The organism is Jiangella alkaliphila (genome assembly GCF_900105925.1).
Classification (GTDB): domain Bacteria; phylum Actinomycetota; class Actinomycetes; order Jiangellales; family Jiangellaceae; genus Jiangella; species Jiangella alkaliphila.
Window position 1 is genome coordinate 860,319 of the sequence record NZ_LT629791.1, and the last position, 13,804, is coordinate 874,122.

14 protein-coding genes, 1 tRNA gene and 1 other RNA gene are annotated in these 13,804 nt (G+C 71.1%); 2 read left to right on the forward strand and 14 right to left on the reverse strand.

Going from position 1 to position 13,804, the window contains the following annotated elements; translation table 11 throughout:
• Nucleotide 1: 1 nt before the first annotated feature.
• Nucleotides 2-631 (forward strand): CG0192-related protein, encoded by a 630-nt coding sequence (locus BLV05_RS04010; RefSeq protein WP_046766373.1) that lies wholly within the window; start codon nucleotides 2-4, stop codon nucleotides 629-631.
• Nucleotides 632-656: 25 nt separating this feature from the next.
• Here BLV05_RS04010 and BLV05_RS04015 read toward each other — a convergent pair whose 3' ends face one another.
• The 7 genes from BLV05_RS04015 to ffs all read right to left on the reverse strand — a co-directional run bounded on the left by BLV05_RS04015 (nucleotide 657) and on the right by ffs (nucleotide 7,356).
• The gene (locus tag BLV05_RS04015; RefSeq protein ID WP_046766372.1) at nucleotides 657-1,721 is read right to left on the reverse strand and encodes an aspartate-semialdehyde dehydrogenase; all 1,065 of its coding nucleotides are present in this window, start codon (nucleotides 1,719-1,721) and stop codon (nucleotides 657-659) included.
• Nucleotides 1,718-2,992, reverse strand: coding sequence for an aspartate kinase (locus tag BLV05_RS04020; protein WP_046766708.1), 1,275 nt, complete (start codon nucleotides 2,990-2,992; stop codon nucleotides 1,718-1,720). Before BLV05_RS04020 ends, BLV05_RS04015 begins: the two co-directional genes overlap by 4 nt.
• A 104-nt stretch (nucleotides 2,993-3,096) precedes the next feature.
• Complete coding sequence (locus BLV05_RS04025; protein ID WP_046766371.1) at nucleotides 3,097-3,699, reverse strand: DUF5063 domain-containing protein; 603 nt, start codon at nucleotides 3,697-3,699, stop codon at nucleotides 3,097-3,099.
• Nucleotides 3,692-4,291 (reverse strand): recombination mediator RecR, encoded by a 600-nt coding sequence (recR, locus tag BLV05_RS04030; protein WP_046766370.1) that lies wholly within the window; start codon nucleotides 4,289-4,291, stop codon nucleotides 3,692-3,694. The genes BLV05_RS04025 and recR overlap by 8 nt, the downstream gene beginning before the upstream one ends.
• An 11-nt stretch (nucleotides 4,292-4,302) precedes the next feature.
• Nucleotides 4,303-4,743, reverse strand: coding sequence for a YbaB/EbfC family nucleoid-associated protein (locus tag BLV05_RS04035; RefSeq protein WP_063932477.1), 441 nt, complete (start codon nucleotides 4,741-4,743; stop codon nucleotides 4,303-4,305).
• A 131-nt stretch (nucleotides 4,744-4,874) separates the two neighbouring features.
• Nucleotides 4,875-7,193, reverse strand: coding sequence for a DNA polymerase III subunit gamma and tau (locus BLV05_RS04040; RefSeq protein ID WP_046766369.1), 2,319 nt, complete (start codon nucleotides 7,191-7,193; stop codon nucleotides 4,875-4,877).
• 66 nt (nucleotides 7,194-7,259) lie between these two features.
• Nucleotides 7,260-7,356: signal recognition particle sRNA small type (gene ffs / locus BLV05_RS04045), an RNA gene on the reverse strand.
• Nucleotides 7,357-7,440: 84 nt separating this feature from the next.
• On the opposite strand from ffs, the gene BLV05_RS04050 reads away from it, so the two are divergent.
• Nucleotides 7,441-7,528 (forward strand) — tRNA-Ser (locus tag BLV05_RS04050).
• Nucleotides 7,529-7,603: 75 nt separating this feature from the next.
• Here BLV05_RS04050 and BLV05_RS04055 read toward each other — a convergent pair.
• The 7 genes from BLV05_RS04055 to BLV05_RS04080 all read right to left on the reverse strand — a co-directional run bounded on the left by BLV05_RS04055 (nucleotide 7,604) and on the right by BLV05_RS04080 (nucleotide 13,749).
• The gene (locus BLV05_RS04055; protein ID WP_046766368.1) at nucleotides 7,604-8,851 is read right to left on the reverse strand and encodes a tyrosine-type recombinase/integrase; all 1,248 of its coding nucleotides are present in this window, start codon (nucleotides 8,849-8,851) and stop codon (nucleotides 7,604-7,606) included.
• On the reverse strand, nucleotides 8,851-9,081 hold the full coding sequence (locus BLV05_RS04060) for a helix-turn-helix domain-containing protein (RefSeq protein ID WP_046766367.1): 231 nt from the start codon (nucleotides 9,079-9,081) through the stop codon (nucleotides 8,851-8,853). The genes BLV05_RS04055 and BLV05_RS04060 overlap by 1 nt, the downstream gene beginning before the upstream one ends.
• A 19-nt stretch (nucleotides 9,082-9,100) precedes the next feature.
• Nucleotides 9,101-10,657, reverse strand: coding sequence for a replication initiator (locus BLV05_RS04065; protein WP_046766366.1), 1,557 nt, complete (start codon nucleotides 10,655-10,657; stop codon nucleotides 9,101-9,103).
• Nucleotides 10,654-12,081 carry a hypothetical protein gene (locus BLV05_RS04070; RefSeq protein ID WP_152690508.1) on the reverse strand — a complete coding sequence of 476 codons (1,428 nt, stop codon included), beginning with the start codon at nucleotides 12,079-12,081 and terminating at the stop codon, nucleotides 10,654-10,656. Before BLV05_RS04070 ends, BLV05_RS04065 begins: the two co-directional genes overlap by 4 nt.
• 405 nt (nucleotides 12,082-12,486) lie before the next feature.
• Complete coding sequence (locus BLV05_RS35520) at nucleotides 12,487-12,651, reverse strand: hypothetical protein (RefSeq protein WP_157524188.1); 165 nt, start codon at nucleotides 12,649-12,651, stop codon at nucleotides 12,487-12,489.
• Nucleotides 12,652-12,735: 84 nt separating this feature from the next.
• Nucleotides 12,736-13,266, reverse strand: coding sequence for a hypothetical protein (locus BLV05_RS04075; protein WP_046766364.1), 531 nt, complete (start codon nucleotides 13,264-13,266; stop codon nucleotides 12,736-12,738).
• Between the two features lie 3 nt (nucleotides 13,267-13,269).
• Nucleotides 13,270-13,749 carry a hypothetical protein gene (locus BLV05_RS04080; RefSeq protein WP_046766363.1) on the reverse strand — a complete coding sequence of 160 codons (480 nt, stop codon included), beginning with the start codon at nucleotides 13,747-13,749 and terminating at the stop codon, nucleotides 13,270-13,272.
• Nucleotides 13,750-13,804: the final 55 nt, after the last annotated feature.

Sequence of the window (13,804 nt, forward strand, 5' to 3'; positions counted from 1 at the left end):
GATGGCCCTCCTCCACCGCGCGACCCTGCGGCCGAGCAAGCTGGAGCTGCTGTCGACGTGGCTGCCGGACCGCCCGTGGGCGGCCGGCGCGGGCGAGCTCCGTCAGGTCGGCGCCTACCGGTACGACGACCCCGCCGGCGAGGTCGGCATCGAGGCGCACCTCGTCCAGGGCGCCGGCGGCACGGTGCTGCACGTACCGCTGACCTACCGCGGTGCGCCGCTGGCCGGCGCCGACCACGCGCTCGTCGGCACGACGGAGCACTCCGTGCTGGGCCCGCGCTGGGTCTACGACGGCTGCGCCGACCCGGTCTGGGTCGCGGCGCTGGCGCGCGCCGTCCTGGCCGGCGCCCCGCAGGCCGAGGAGCAGGTCGACGTCGACGGCCAGCTGGTCACACGCGAGCCGTCCGCGCGGGTGACCGGCAGCGGCGGCGCGGCCGATCCGGCGCTGCCCGAGGACACGCCCGCACTGACCCCGTCCGACGACGGCCCGACGACGGTCGTGCGGGCGGGCGGCCTGGAGCTGGTTGTTGTCCGCGTTGTCGGCACCGAGCCGCCGGGCGAGCACGTCCTGACCGGCACGTGGTCGGCTGGCGGACCGGCAACGCTCGCGGTGGTGCGGCCGGCGCCCTGACGACGCCGGCCCCGCACGTCCGTCGTCAGGCGGTGGTCAGCTCCACGGCCAGCAGCTCGGCGATCTGCGCGGTGTTGAGCGCCGCGCCCTTGCGGAGGTTGTCGCCGCAGACGAACAGCTCCAGCGAGTGCGGGTCGTCGAGCGAGCGGCGGATGCGGCCGACCCAGGTGGGGTCGGTGCCCACGACGTCGGCCGGGGTCGGGAACTCTCCGCGCGCCGGGTCGTCGTAGAGCACCACGCCGGGGGCGTCGCGCAGGATCTCCCAGGCCCGCTCGGTGGTGACCTCGTTCTCGAACGTCGCGTGCATGGTCACCGAGTGGGTGGTGACGACCGGCACGCGGACGCAGGTGGCGGAGACCTTGAGGTCGGGGAGGTCGAGGATCTTCCGCGACTCGTTGCGGATCTTCAGCTCCTCCGAGCTCCAGCCGTCGTTCTTCAGCGAACCGGCCCACGGGACGACGTTCAGCGCGAGCGGCGCCGGGAACGGCCCGAGGTCGGAGCCGACCACCCGGCGGACGTCGCCCGGATGGGTGCCCAGCTCGCGGTTGCCGGCGACCTTGTTGAGCTGGTCGTGAAGGGTGTCGATGCCGGCCTGGCCCGCGCCGGACGCGGCCTGGTACGACGAGGCGTGCAGCGCCGTCAGCCCCAGCTGGGCGTGCAGCGCGCCGAGCACGACGATCATCGACAGCGTCGTGCAGTTGGGGTTCGCGATGATGCCGCGCGGCCGGTTGCGGGTCATCCGCGCGTTGACCTCGGGCACCACCAGCGGGACGTCGGGGTCCATGCGGAACGTGCCGGAGTTGTCGACGACGATGGCGCCCCGCTCGGCGGCGACCGGCGCCCACTCGGCGGACACCTCGTCGGGCACGTCGAACATGGCGACGTCGACGCCGTCGAAGACGTCGGCGGTCAGCTCCTGGACCTCGACCTCCTCGCCGCGGACGGAGAGCCGGCGGCCGGCCGAACGAGCCGACGCGACCAGGCGGATCTCGCCCCAGACGTTCTGGCGGGTCGAGAGGATGTCGCGCATGACGGTGCCGACGGCGCCGGTGGCCCCGACGACGGCGAGGGTGGGACGCTTGTCGCTCATCGACCGGTCCCCCCGTAGACGACCGCCTCGACCTGATCGGCGTCGAGGTCGAAGGCCCGGTGGATGGCGGTGACCGCGGCGTCGATGTCGTCGGCGCGGACCACGACCGAGATGCGGATCTCGGACGTCGAGATCATCTCGATGTTGACCCCGGCGTCGGCCAGCGCGCTGAAGAACTTCGCGCTGACGCCCGGGTGACTGCGCATGCCGGCGCCGATCAGCGACACCTTGCCGATGCCGTCGTCGTAGCGCAGCGACTCGAAGCCGACGGTGGCCTGGATGGCCGTCAGCGCCTCGACGCCCTTGCGTCCGTCGCTGGCCGGCAGCGTGAACGAGATGTCCGTGCGGTTGGTGTCGACGGCAGAGACGTTCTGCACGATCATGTCGATGTTGACGTCGGCGGCCGCGACCGAGCTGAAGATCGTGGCGGCCTCGCCGACCTTGTCGGGGACGCCCACGACGGTGATCTTCGCCTCGCTGCTGTCGTGCGCGACGCCGGAGATGATCGGCTGCTCCATGTCGGCCTGCTCGCTTCCCTGGGATTCGGACACCCACGTGCCGGTGAGCGTCGAGAAACTGGATCGCACGTGAATCGGGATGCCGTAGCGGCGCGCGTACTCGACGCAGCGCAGGTGCAGGATCTTCGACCCGCAGGCGGCCAACTCGAGCATCTCTTCATAGGAGATGTGCGGAACACGGCGCGCGACCGGCACGATGCGAGGGTCGGCGGTGAAGACGCCGTCGACGTCGGTGTAGATCTCGCACACGTCGGCGTTCAGCGCCGCTGCCAGCGCGACGGCCGTGGTGTCCGAGCCGCCACGGCCGAGCGTCGTGATGTCCTTGCTGTCCTGGCTGACGCCCTGGAAGCCGGCCACGATGGCGATGGCGCCGCCGTCGAGCGCCTGGCGGATGCGTCCGGGCGTGACGTCGATGATGCGGGCGCGGCCGTGCACGGAGTCGGTGATGACACCGGCCTGACTTCCGGTGAACGACCGGGCCTCGTGGCCGAGGTCGCCGATGGCCATGGCCAGCAGCGCCATCGACATGCGCTCACCGGACGTGAGCAGCATGTCGAGCTCGCGGCCCGGCGGCAGCGGCGAGACCTGCTGGGCCAGATCGAGCAGCTCATCGGTGGTGTCGCCCATGGCGGAGACGACCACGACGACCTCGTGGCCTTCCTTCTTGGTGGCGACGATGCGCTGTGCCACCCGCTTGATGGCCGCGGCGTCAGCGACGGAGGAACCCCCGTACTTCTGAACAACCAACCCCACGGCACACTCCTCCCACAGCCAGCACGTGCCCATGGCAGTCTAGGCGACCTGCTGGCCCTGCCCAGAGACGTCCGGATCGCGGGACGGGTTGTTCAGATTTCGGCCTAGAGTTCCGCCTCGACCGGGAGCAGCGTCTCCTGCGCGACCTCGATGCGTTCGTCGTGGTGGTCGAGGCGGGTGTGGGCGATCAACGAGTGCAGCGCGCGCAGCGCCGAGCCCGCCGTCGCGCCCCATGAGGACAGGTAGGAGAACTGCCACCACCACAGCGCCTCGATGACCCGGCCGTCCTTGTAGTGCGACAGCCCGTGCAGCAGGTCCTGGGCGATGCTGGCGAGGTCGTCGGAGAGTCGGAACCCGGTGGCGCCGCGCTCGGGGTCGACCGGGTCGACCACCTCGACGTAGCCGTCGACCGGCTCGAGCAGGGCGGCGATGCGCAGCCGCAGCTCGTCGACGTCGGCGTCGGGGCCCGCGTCGGGCTCGAACCGCTCGTCCGGCACGACGTCGCTGATGGCGCCGAGGCGGCCGCCGGCCAGGCAGAGCTGGCTGACCTCGAGGAGCAGCAGCGACAGAGTGCTGCCGGGATCGTCGCCACGGGCGATCTCGCGGACGGCCAGCAGGAAGCTCTCGATCTGGTCGGCGATCTCCGCGGCGAAGTCGCCGTACTCGGTGGCAGGGTCGTCGGCAGGTCGTACAACAGCGCTAGACATCCAGCAGTCTCCGTCCTTCGAATGCGCGGCCCAGAGTGACCTCGTCGGCGTACTCGAGATCACCGCCCACAGGCAGTCCACTGGCCAGCCGCGTGACGCGCAACCCCATCGGCTTGATCATCCGGGCCAGATATGTCGCCGTCGCCTCGCCTTCGAGGTTCGGATCGGTGGCCAGGATGATCTCTTGCACGGTGTCGTCGGCCAGCCTGGTCATCAGCTCACGCACGCGCAGATCGTCGGGCCCGACGCCCTCGATGGGGCTGATCGCGCCGCCGAGCACGTGGTAGCGGCCGCGGAACTCGCGGGTCCGCTCGATGGCGACGACGTCCTTCGGCTCCTCGACGACGCAGAGCACGGACCGGTCGCGGCGCGGGTCGAGACAGATGCGGCACTGCTCCTGCTGCGCGACGTTGCCGCACACCGTGCAGAACCGCACCTTCTCCTTGACCTCGGTGAGCGCGGAGACCAGCCGGCGGACGTCGTCGGCGTCGGCGGCGAGCAGGTGGAACGCGATGCGCTGGGCGCTCTTCGGCCCGACACCGGGTAACCGCCCCAGCTCGTCGATCAGGTCCTGGACGACGCCTTCGTACACGACGACCTCAGCTAGCCCTGGCCGGATGGGCGGTCGTCGCCCTCGATCTCGCCCCGGATGGTGCCGGGGGCCGTCGGGGTGTCCGGTGCGCCAGGGGTGCCGGGCGCGCCGCCGCCGAAGAGGCCGGCCAGCGGGTTGGCCGCGCCGCCGGCACCGCCGAGCAGGCCGGCGACATCGTCGTTGATCGAGCCCAGCTGCTCGTTGGCCCGCCGCTGGATCTCGGCGTGCGCGTCGCGGACCGCGGCGATGATGAGGTCGGCCAGCGTCTCGACGTCGTCGGGGTCGACGACAGACGGGTCCAGCTGCAGGTCGGTGAGCTCCCCGGCCCCGGTGACGGTGGCCCGGACCAGCCCGCCGCCGGCGCTGCCCGTGGCCTCGGCCTCGGAGAGGTCCTGCTGGGCGGAGAGGAGCTGCTCTTGCATGCGCTGGGCCTGCTGCAGCAGCTGGCTCATGTCGAAGCCTTCGGAACCAGGCGGAAACACGGCTGCCTCCTCACCCACGCGGGGTCTTGTCACGGCACATGGTCACAGCGAGCCTACGTCACGCACCCGGGCCGATCTGACCTGGTGCGTTGACGAACTGATCACTCGTGGTCGATCTCCGCGATGACTGTGGCGCCGAGGGTCCGTTCGAGCAGCTCGCGCTCGGACACGCCGTCGTCGGCCAGGTCGGCGTCGTCCTCGGGGTCGGCGTCGTCGTCGGTGGCGCGGTGCGCTGGTGGGGCGCCGGCGGCGCCCCCGGTGGTGTTGGCGCCCGCGGCGCCGGCGGCCGCGCCGCCGTTCTGCTCCTTGACCCGTCGGGCGGCCTGTTTGGCGGCGGCCGCTCGGCCGGGCGGTGACGCGTCGGGGCCCTGGTCGGCCGGGCCGCTGGGCCCTTGGGGGTCGTCGGTCTGCGGGCTAGGTTGCGGTTCGGCGCGCGCGGCGGGCGCTGCGGGCCGCGGCGGCGCGGCCGGCGCCGACGGTGCGGCGGCGGCGCGGTTCTGCGCGGCCGGGTCGGCGGACGGGTCGACGATGGCGTCGATGCGCAGGTCCAGCAGCAGGACGTCCTTGATGGCCTGCTGCAGGCATTCCTGGAAGTCGGCGCGCCGGGCGAACGTGTCGCGCAGCGTCGGCTGCCGGAAGGCGAGCGTCAGCACGCCGTCGGACACGTCGGAGACGACGGACTCCTGCGAGATCAGGCTCCACGGCGTGCGCTTGATCTCCTTGAGCCGGACCAGCACCTCCGGCCACATGCGGCGCAGGTCGGCGACCCCGCCGGACGCTCCGGCCGCCGCGAACGGCTGCGGCGTGGCAGCCGGTGGGGCGGCGGGCCGCGCCGGCGGCGCCTCGACGGGCAGCGGAGCGGACGGGGCCGGCTCGGGCTCGGGTGCGGACGGCTCTGGTGCGGCCGCCTCGGCGGGCGCGGATGGTTCGGCCGCGGGCGGCGCGGGCGCCTGCTCTGTGATCGGCTCGAACGCCAGTTCCGGGTCGCTGACGGCCTCGGCCGCCGGCGCGTGGGCGGGCGGCTCTGCCGGCGGCGGCGCACTCGGCGCTGCCATCTGCGGTGGCTCGGCCGGCGCCGGGCCGGCCTCGGGCGCCGTCGGCGGGGCTGCGGCAAGCGGAGCCGCCGCTGACTCCGTCGGCGCTGAATCGGCCGCCGGGTTGGCCCGCGCGAACGCGGCCGCCCGCTTGGACATGCCTTCCACCGTCTCGGCGACCGGCGCCATGGCCGGCGCGGCAGCGGGCGGGAGCGGCTCGCCGCCCGTGAGCCGTCGCTCGACGCGGTCGAGGCGAGCCTGCACTCCGGACACGGTGTCGTCGGCGCCGGGCAGCAGCAGCCGCGCGCACACCAGCTCGAGCTGCAGCCGTGTCGGGGTGGCGCCCTTCATGGCGGTGATGCCCTCGTCGACCACCGCGGCGAGCCGGACGAGGTCGGACGGGCCCAGCTGGGCGGCCTGGATGGCCATGCGTTCGGCCTGCTCGGGCGGCAGGTCCAGCAGCCCCTCGGCGACGGCGTCGGGTGCTGCCCGCAGGACGATGAGGTCGCGGAACCGCTCGAGCAGGTCGGTGAGGAATCGGCGAGGGTCGTGCCCGGCGTCCATGACCTGGTCGACCGCGGCGAAGACGGATCGCCCGTCGCCGGCGGAGACGGCCTCGACGACCTGGTCGAGCATGGCGGCGTCGGTGAACCCCAGCAGCGCCACCGCGAGCTCGTAGGTCACGCCGTCGTCGCCGGCGCCGGCCATGAGCTGGCCGAGGATCGACTGCGCGTCGCGCGCCGACCCGGCGCCGGCGCGGGCGACCAGCGCCAGCGCGGCCGGCTCGATGGGCACGCCCTCCTGCTCGCAGATCCAGCCGAGGTTCTGCTGCAGGGTCTTCGTCGGGATGAGCCGGAACGGGTAGTGGTGCGTGCGTGACCGGATGGTCCCGATGATCTTGTCGGGCGCGGTGGTGGCGAAGATGAACTTGAGGTGTGCCGGCGGCTCTTCGATCAGCTTGAGCAGCGCGTTCGCCGCGCCCGGCCCGAGCTGGTGCGCCTCGTCGATGATGTAGATCTTGAACCGCGACGCCACCGGTGCGAAGTGTGCCTTCTCGCGCAGGTCACGCGCGTCGTCGACCAGCCCGTGCGTGGCGGCGTCCAGCTCGACGACGTCGATGTTGCCCGGCCCGTTCGGCGCCAGGTCCAGACACGACTGGCACTGCCCGCACGGTTCGTCCGTCGGGCCCTTCTCGCAGTTCAGCGACCGCGCCAGAATGCGCGCCGACGACGTCTTGCCGCAGCCGCGCGGACCGGAGAACAGGTAGGCGTGGTGGACGCGGTCGTTGGCCAGCGCTCGCATCAGCGGGACGGTGACATGCTCCTGCCCCACCACGTCAGCGAACCGGCCTGGCCGATAGGTGCGATACAGAGCGAGCGACGACACCTTGCGAACCCTAGTCGCCCCTACCGACAGATACCCACCTTGGACGCAGATCGCCTGTCCGGGGCATGAAGGGACCCCTCGCGCACCCGGTAGAGCCCACTTACCCTTGCTGCCTTCCGGCCCTGGGGGAGTTAGGCGGGGTGCCGCCACGCGAGGGGTCGGCTGCCAGTGTACGTGGTCGGCGGCAGGACCTCACATCGCGCCGCCGATTTCAGGCGGACCGTCCTTGTCCGATACCCTCTCCGACGGAGGATTCGCCTAGTGGCCTAGGGCGCACGCTTGGAAAGCGTGTTGGGAGCAATCCCTCAGGGGTTCGAATCCCCTATCCTCCGCCACTCTCACCAGCACCGACGTCCGGGGCCGCTTCCTCAAGGAACGGCTCCGAGGTGTCTGTGGTCTCAGTTCCGGTCTCATTTGCCCTCGTCGTCAGGCTTCTGGTCGTCGTCCTGGTCGGCCCACAGCAGCCCGTCGACCTGGTCCGCGACCGCTCGTCGGATCGGGTCGGTGACGTGCTGATATCGAGCCGCCATCGCTGTCGACGACCATCCCATGATGGACATGACCGTCCGCTCAGGCACGCCGAGGATCAGCAACACGGTCGACGCCGTATGCCGGGCATCGTGCAGCCGACCGTCACGGACGCCGGCAGACTTCAAGAGCCGCTTCCACTCGTGGTAGTCCGTCCCCGGTGCCAGCGCTGTCCCGTTTAGCTTCGCGAACACCCAGCCCTCGTCCTTCCAGCCGTCACCGGCGGCGGCCCGCTCGGCGTCCTGCTCCTTCCGGTGCGTTTCGAGCAGCGCCACGAGCTGGGTCGGTAGTCCGACGACGCGGCGGCCGGCACGGGACTTCGTGTCCTTCGTGTCGGCGTTCACCTGGATCCGCTGCGGGCAGTCGCCGGCCTTCTGCCGCCCGCAGGTTCCGTCGCAGCCGTGAGCGAACTTCGGCCGCAGCCGACTACGGCGGACACGTAGCGTTCCGGTCTTCAGGTCGAGGTGCGACCACTTCAACCCCAGCGCCTCACCCTGACGCAGGCCAAGAGCCAGCGCGATCGCCCATCGAGCGCTGTTCCGGCGCTCACCGGCCACCTTCAGCAGACGCTTCACCTCGTCGACGTCGTACGGCTCGACCTCGATCTCCTCGACGTTCGGAGCCTTCGCCTGCGTGGCTGGATTCGACGTCAGGTACTTGCGTCGCACGGCCTCGTTCAGCGCGGCCCGGATCGTGCGGTGCACGTGGTGAGCCGTTCCCGCACTACGACCCTTCTCCTTCTGCATCACCGCGTACAGCTTCTCCAGGTGCTCGGGCGCCAGACGTTCGAGGCGATGCTTCCCAACGCCAGGCACCAGGTGAACCTTGATGTCCCGGCGATACCCGTCGTGCGTGTACTCACTGATTGCCGGCGGGACGGCGATGTTCTCGATCCAGTGTGTAAGCCAGGTCTCGACGGTCCATCGATGGCCGGCCTTGCGCATGGCTCCGGCGTCGCGGTCCCGTTCGAGCTTGCGGACCTTGGCGATGACCTCGGCTTCGGTCTTGCCTCGCACGTGCCGGCGGTCCGGGGAGCCGTCGTCCTTGATGCCGACGGTGACGCGGCCGTGCCAGTCGCCGTCCTTGCCAAGGTAGATGCTCGATGCGCCGTTGGGTCTGCGGGTGGCCATCACGCCACCTGTCCCGTGGCTTGGGCCTGGCGCAGCTGGTCGGCGACGTATTCGCGCAGGCACTCCACCGGCACGCGGCGAAGGTAGCCGATCTTGATGGACCGAATCTGTCCACCCATGACCAGTGCGTACATCGTGGTCCGACCGATGCGCAGGTACCGAGCGGCTTCCTCGATGGTCAGGACGTCACCAGCCGATTGGAGTTCGATCAGCGTCTCGTCGTCGTTCATGCGGGCTGTTCCTTCCATGTCACGCCGCCGGGGCAGCGGCAGGTCTTGCAGTTGCCGAAAGACCGAGCGCGATTGGGCCGGCGCGGGTCTTGGCGTCCTCGTACTGGGCTCGCCAGCGATGTTTCTGGGCGATGGCGTGCGCGATGAGCCGGGCATAGGTCGGTGCGTCGAGGTCGCCCGGCTTGGTCGTCGTCCAGACGAAGCGGGGCAGTCCGTCGGGCCCCGCGGCAGTTGCCGAAAGCTCGTCGTGGTCGTCCATCTCGACACCGGCTTCGGCCAGGACCGCACGAACGACGGCGGCACGGTCGGCCCGGTGCTCGTCGAGGGTCTTCCCGGTCCACCGTCGGCTGACGAGGACGCGGCGGCCGCCGAGCCCGAGGTGGTCCCGGTCGTGCGCCTTCGAGGAGCAGCGACCGGGTTCCAGGCCTGCGCGAGGGTCCTTGGGTTGGATGCCGTAGCGGAGCCAGTTCGCGCACGTCGGCGAGCACGGCAGCCACCGGACCTCTTCGGCGATCCGGTCGATGTGTGCACGCCTCGCCGCCGACGCGGGTGCCTCGCCATCGCCGTCGCCGTCGTCGTGGAGCGAGTCGGTGATCGACTTGGTCAGGTACTTCGTCAGATAGCCGATGACCCGATCCGCGAGCGGTGTCCCGGCGATGACACCTTGGATGTCGACCTGGGAACCAGCGCGGATCACGTGCGCCGGCCGGGCGTCCGGATCGTCGTCGATGCCGTCCAAGGCCTCATCCCAGAACGGCAGCACGGCACCGGTCACGGGGTCGGCGTAGGCCTCAGTGAGTTCGTCCCACACCGGCAGCGTCTCCGGGTCGGTATAGGCGGGCTCGTCGAGCTGCGGCCACCACACCTGGTGATACGTCGCCGCCACCACCTGACGGAGCAGCTTGCGCGGAACCGCTCCCCGGATCGCGGCGTGCAGGTGCGGTGCGAGGCGTCGTTGGGGTTCGACGGTGGCGAAGTACTGCACCGAGTAGCCGGTGGCACGTCGGAGGTTCTGCCAGAACCGGTCCACCAGCTTCGGGAAGTGCATCGCATCCAGCGCCGCCCGCCGGTAGTCATACGAGCGCGGGTCGACCGGGACACCCTCGCTGGTGACGCGTCCGTAGGACGGCAGAGTGAGGGTGACGAACATCGACGGCCGGTACGTCTTCCCGTCCCGCGCGGTGAACACTCGGCCGGTAGTGCGGTCCGACACCGAGAGCCGCGGAAGGTCCGGGGCATCCTGCCGCCGCCGTGTCGACCGGACTCGACGACCTGTCTCGTCGGCGTCCTCGTCGGCCTGGTCGTCGCCGTCGTCTCCTGCGACGTCGGGATCGGGTTCGGGCTTGGGTGGGTCCTCGGCGAGGTGCCAGCCCTCGCGGCACTGCTGAACCCGCAGCCGGCGCGCCGCATCAGCGCAGGACGGGCAGACCTTCGCGCGCGTGGCGCCGCAGGGCAGGACGACGGTCCGGACCGTGCCGGTGAGGGTGTCGGTGACGCGTTGCAGGATCGGCCGCACGCACACCCGTTCGGTGGCAGCGAGCTCACGCATCGTCGCGTCGCCTGGCAGGGCCGTCATGCCGTGGCCTCCTGCTCACTCGCCGACTCATCCGCCGTTGCGTCCTCGGCAGGCACGGGGCCGGTGAGGTCGGCCAGGTCGCGGCGCAGCTCGGCGGTGCGGGTGGCGATCTGTTCGGCGGTGTGCTCGTCGACGTAGGGGAAGCGGACTCGTTCGAGCTGCCCGCCAGCGTCGGCGACCACGGCGACGCCGGGCATCGAGACCGGGATGTCGACCGGGGTCACCGCGGAGCCGCGGACGACGGGTCCGAGGATCGCTTCGGCGGCGTCGTCGGACAGCACCCGCCACGCGGTCCGCACGGACGCGTTGTCGCGGATCGCCGTGGGGATGGCATCGCTGGTCGGCTTCTGCGTCAGCAGGCGGGTGATGACTCCGGCAGAGCGGCCCTTCTTCACCAGCGCCGACAACCGGGCCGTGATCGTGGCCGCGACCGCCTTGGTGTCCTTGTCCATGCCCTTCTGGTCGGTGAACGTCTGCACCTCGTCGACGACTAGGAACACGGCCGGGTGGGCCGGGTCCAGCGGGAGATCCCAGAAGTTCGCCCGGCCGCGCTGGGTCTTCTGCGTCTTCAACCGCGCCCGCATCAGCCGGTGCACGGACTCGACCAGCTCGAGCACGACGTCCAGGTCTTCGTCCTCGTTCGTGTAGGCGGCGGCCCTGGGAGCGATCCAGGACCAGTCCTCGCCGCCCTTGCCGTCGATGACGACGTACTGCACGGCCGGGTTCTGGATCAGCCCGCACGCCAGGCTCGTTTCGCCGGCGGTCTTCCCCGAGCCGGGGACGCCACCGCCGACCTCGGCGGCGATGTTCGCGTAGTCACGGGTCCGCCATGACCCGTCCTCACCGACCGCGAACCGCACCGCCCGTAGATCAGTCACGGCCTCGACGTCGTGCAGCTCGACCGCATCGGCGAGCACGTCGCGTTCGACCAGGGTCAGTTCGACCAGGCCGGGGCCGGCCGAGGTCACCCGCACCGCTGGAGCACCGAGCGCGTGGGCGAGTTCGGCGGCCTGGCGTTCGAAGTCGCCTGGTTCCTGACCGGTGAGCAGCCGCACGTGCAGGACGTCACCGACCGGGCTATCGGTCACCCGCACGAGCCGCGGTGTCGTGAACTCGCCGGGGCGGCCCGGGATCGGGCGGTGCAGGCCGCAGGACTGCATGACCTCGGCCCAGCGCAGCCCGTAGGTCGTGCGGAGACGGTGCCGGGCGACCAGCCAGCCGACGAACCGCCAGTACGACCACGGGTGTACCCACCGCCACAGCAGCGCGAGCAGCGGCGGACCGACCACCAGGAGCACGAGGCCGGCCCAGCCGTACGCGGCGATCGCGAACACCGCCACCGCGGAGACGGCCAGGGCGCGTTTGAACCGCCAGGCCAGCTGGAGCAGCCACACGCCGGTCACGGCTTTCAGGAGCCAGGTCATCGCGCCCACCAGTCCTGGGTCTGGCCGCCTCGACCACGCGTGGTCGGGTTGGTTCGTGGCATCGGGGTCACCTCGGGAGCAGATGTCGTGAGCGCCATGTGGCGGGCGTGCGCGGCGGCGTGGCAGCCGGGGCACAGCCGTTCACCGGTGGCGGGGTAGAACCAGGCCTCGGCCGCCGTGACGAGGCGTGGGCAGCGTGAGCAGTCCACGAGAGCCGTGATCACGGTGTGGCCTTGGTTCGCCAACGCGGAGCTGTGCGCGTGGGCCGGCGGGTGGCCTTCTTGCAGCCGTCGCACGGCGTCTCGGGCTGGTGAGCGCGGGTTCGTCCGCAGACCGGGCAGGGAAAGGAGTACGCCGCCGCAGTGACGTCGAACGGGAGCACGCCGAACAGAACCGCGTCGCCGTTCATGTCCGGTCACCACACCGGTCGACGGCGGGCGTCTCGGGCTCGAACGTGCGGTCCATCTCGGCGTCGACGGAGGCGACCACCCACGGGGCGACGATCAGCAGCAGGACCGCGACGAGCGCGTAGACGGCGAGCGGGAGCTTCCACGAGGTAGGTTGGGACACACCAATCCCCTCCATTCGGGGGTGTTGATTGGGGCCACCGGGGACGGGCGGTTTCCTAGGCCTTGACCCGTCCCCGGTGGGGACTCATCGCGAGACGGCAGCAACCTCGCCGTTGATCGCGTCGCTCACTGCGGCGAGCTGGATCACCAGCGCGTCGTCACTAGCGACCGGGTAGACCCACGCGGGTAGCTGGGCGTGCACGATCGCCAGCCAGTCCGCCAGGACCGCGGCGCCGCGCTGGTCGAACGACACGTCCATCGGGGACCAGGCCACCCGGCCACCGAGCGTGGCGACCAGGCGAACGAGGTTCTTCTCCCCGCTGGACATGACGCCGAACGCGTGCGCGATCGGGGTCGACTGCGGGCCGGCGTCCTGCCACCGGTAGAACGCCACCTCATCCGATGGCGCCGGGTGACGGCGCTCGTACTCCACCCACGCCACTCCGTCAGCGTCGCTCTCGTTGACCGCCCGGGTGACGACGTCGAGCCAGTCCTCACGCAGGATGAGCGGGCCGGTGATCCGCTCGACCAGTTGCCGCACCCACGGATGCCGGCCCGCGAGCCAGTCCGCCGCTCGCCACAGGTCCGAGGGCGCCTTCGCTGTCATGTCGGCCATGGGTCAGCCGGCCTTCTTCTCGCTGGCCTTGGCCGCGTCCTGCGCCGTCCCGTCGGGTCGTCCGACCGGGCGAGTGGTGTCACCGGTGCCGGGGTGCTTGACGCCGCTGGCACGGTACTCGTACCCGAGGAACTTGAACTCGCCCTGACCCATCACCTTCGGCGACGCCGTCAACCCGACCAGCTCCACCGGCCGCATCCCCGGCAACACCTCATCCGGCAGCGGCGCCGGCTGGACCTCGGCGGTGAAGATGACGTCGAACGACGCCCGCTTCGCCTTCTGCTCATCCGGATCGGTCACGGTACCGCGCCACTGCCGCTGCTTCGTGATCTCGTCGACCAGCTGCCGCGCCTCACGGCCGCGTGCCCGGTCCTCCTGAGACACGTACTCCAGATCCGGTTCGATCTCACCGATCAGCACCAGACCCCGCGGAAACGCCTCGACGAACTCCACCGGGAACCGGTGGCCTCGCTGTAGTGCCATGCCATGCTCCTTGCTCGCTTGCTGGGCGGACGGGACCACCCTTGACTAATAGAGG

Excerpts from the sequence above, each read along its gene's own strand:
- BLV05_RS04010 (WP_046766373.1), top strand. The coding sequence starts at position 2 with ATGGCCCTCCTCCACCGCGCGACCCTGCGGCCGAGCAAGCTGGAGCTG.
- BLV05_RS04015 (WP_046766372.1), bottom strand. The coding sequence starts at position 1,721 with ATGAGCGACAAGCGTCCCACCCTCGCCGTCGTCGGGGCCACCGGCGCC.
- BLV05_RS04025 (WP_046766371.1), bottom strand. The coding sequence starts at position 3,699 with ATGTCTAGCGCTGTTGTACGACCTGCCGACGACCCTGCCACCGAGTAC.
- BLV05_RS04035 (WP_063932477.1), bottom strand. The coding sequence starts at position 4,743 with ATGAGCCAGCTGCTGCAGCAGGCCCAGCGCATGCAAGAGCAGCTCCTC.
- BLV05_RS04055 (WP_046766368.1), bottom strand. The coding sequence starts at position 8,851 with ATGGCCACCCGCAGACCCAACGGCGCATCGAGCATCTACCTTGGCAAG.
- BLV05_RS04060 (WP_046766367.1), bottom strand. The coding sequence starts at position 9,081 with ATGAACGACGACGAGACGCTGATCGAACTCCAATCGGCTGGTGACGTC.
- BLV05_RS04065 (WP_046766366.1), bottom strand. The coding sequence starts at position 10,657 with ATGACGGCCCTGCCAGGCGACGCGACGATGCGTGAGCTCGCTGCCACC.
- BLV05_RS04070 (WP_152690508.1), bottom strand. The coding sequence starts at position 12,081 with ATGACCTGGCTCCTGAAAGCCGTGACCGGCGTGTGGCTGCTCCAGCTG.
- BLV05_RS04075 (WP_046766364.1), bottom strand. The coding sequence starts at position 13,266 with ATGGCCGACATGACAGCGAAGGCGCCCTCGGACCTGTGGCGAGCGGCG.
- BLV05_RS04080 (WP_046766363.1), bottom strand. The coding sequence starts at position 13,749 with ATGGCACTACAGCGAGGCCACCGGTTCCCGGTGGAGTTCGTCGAGGCG.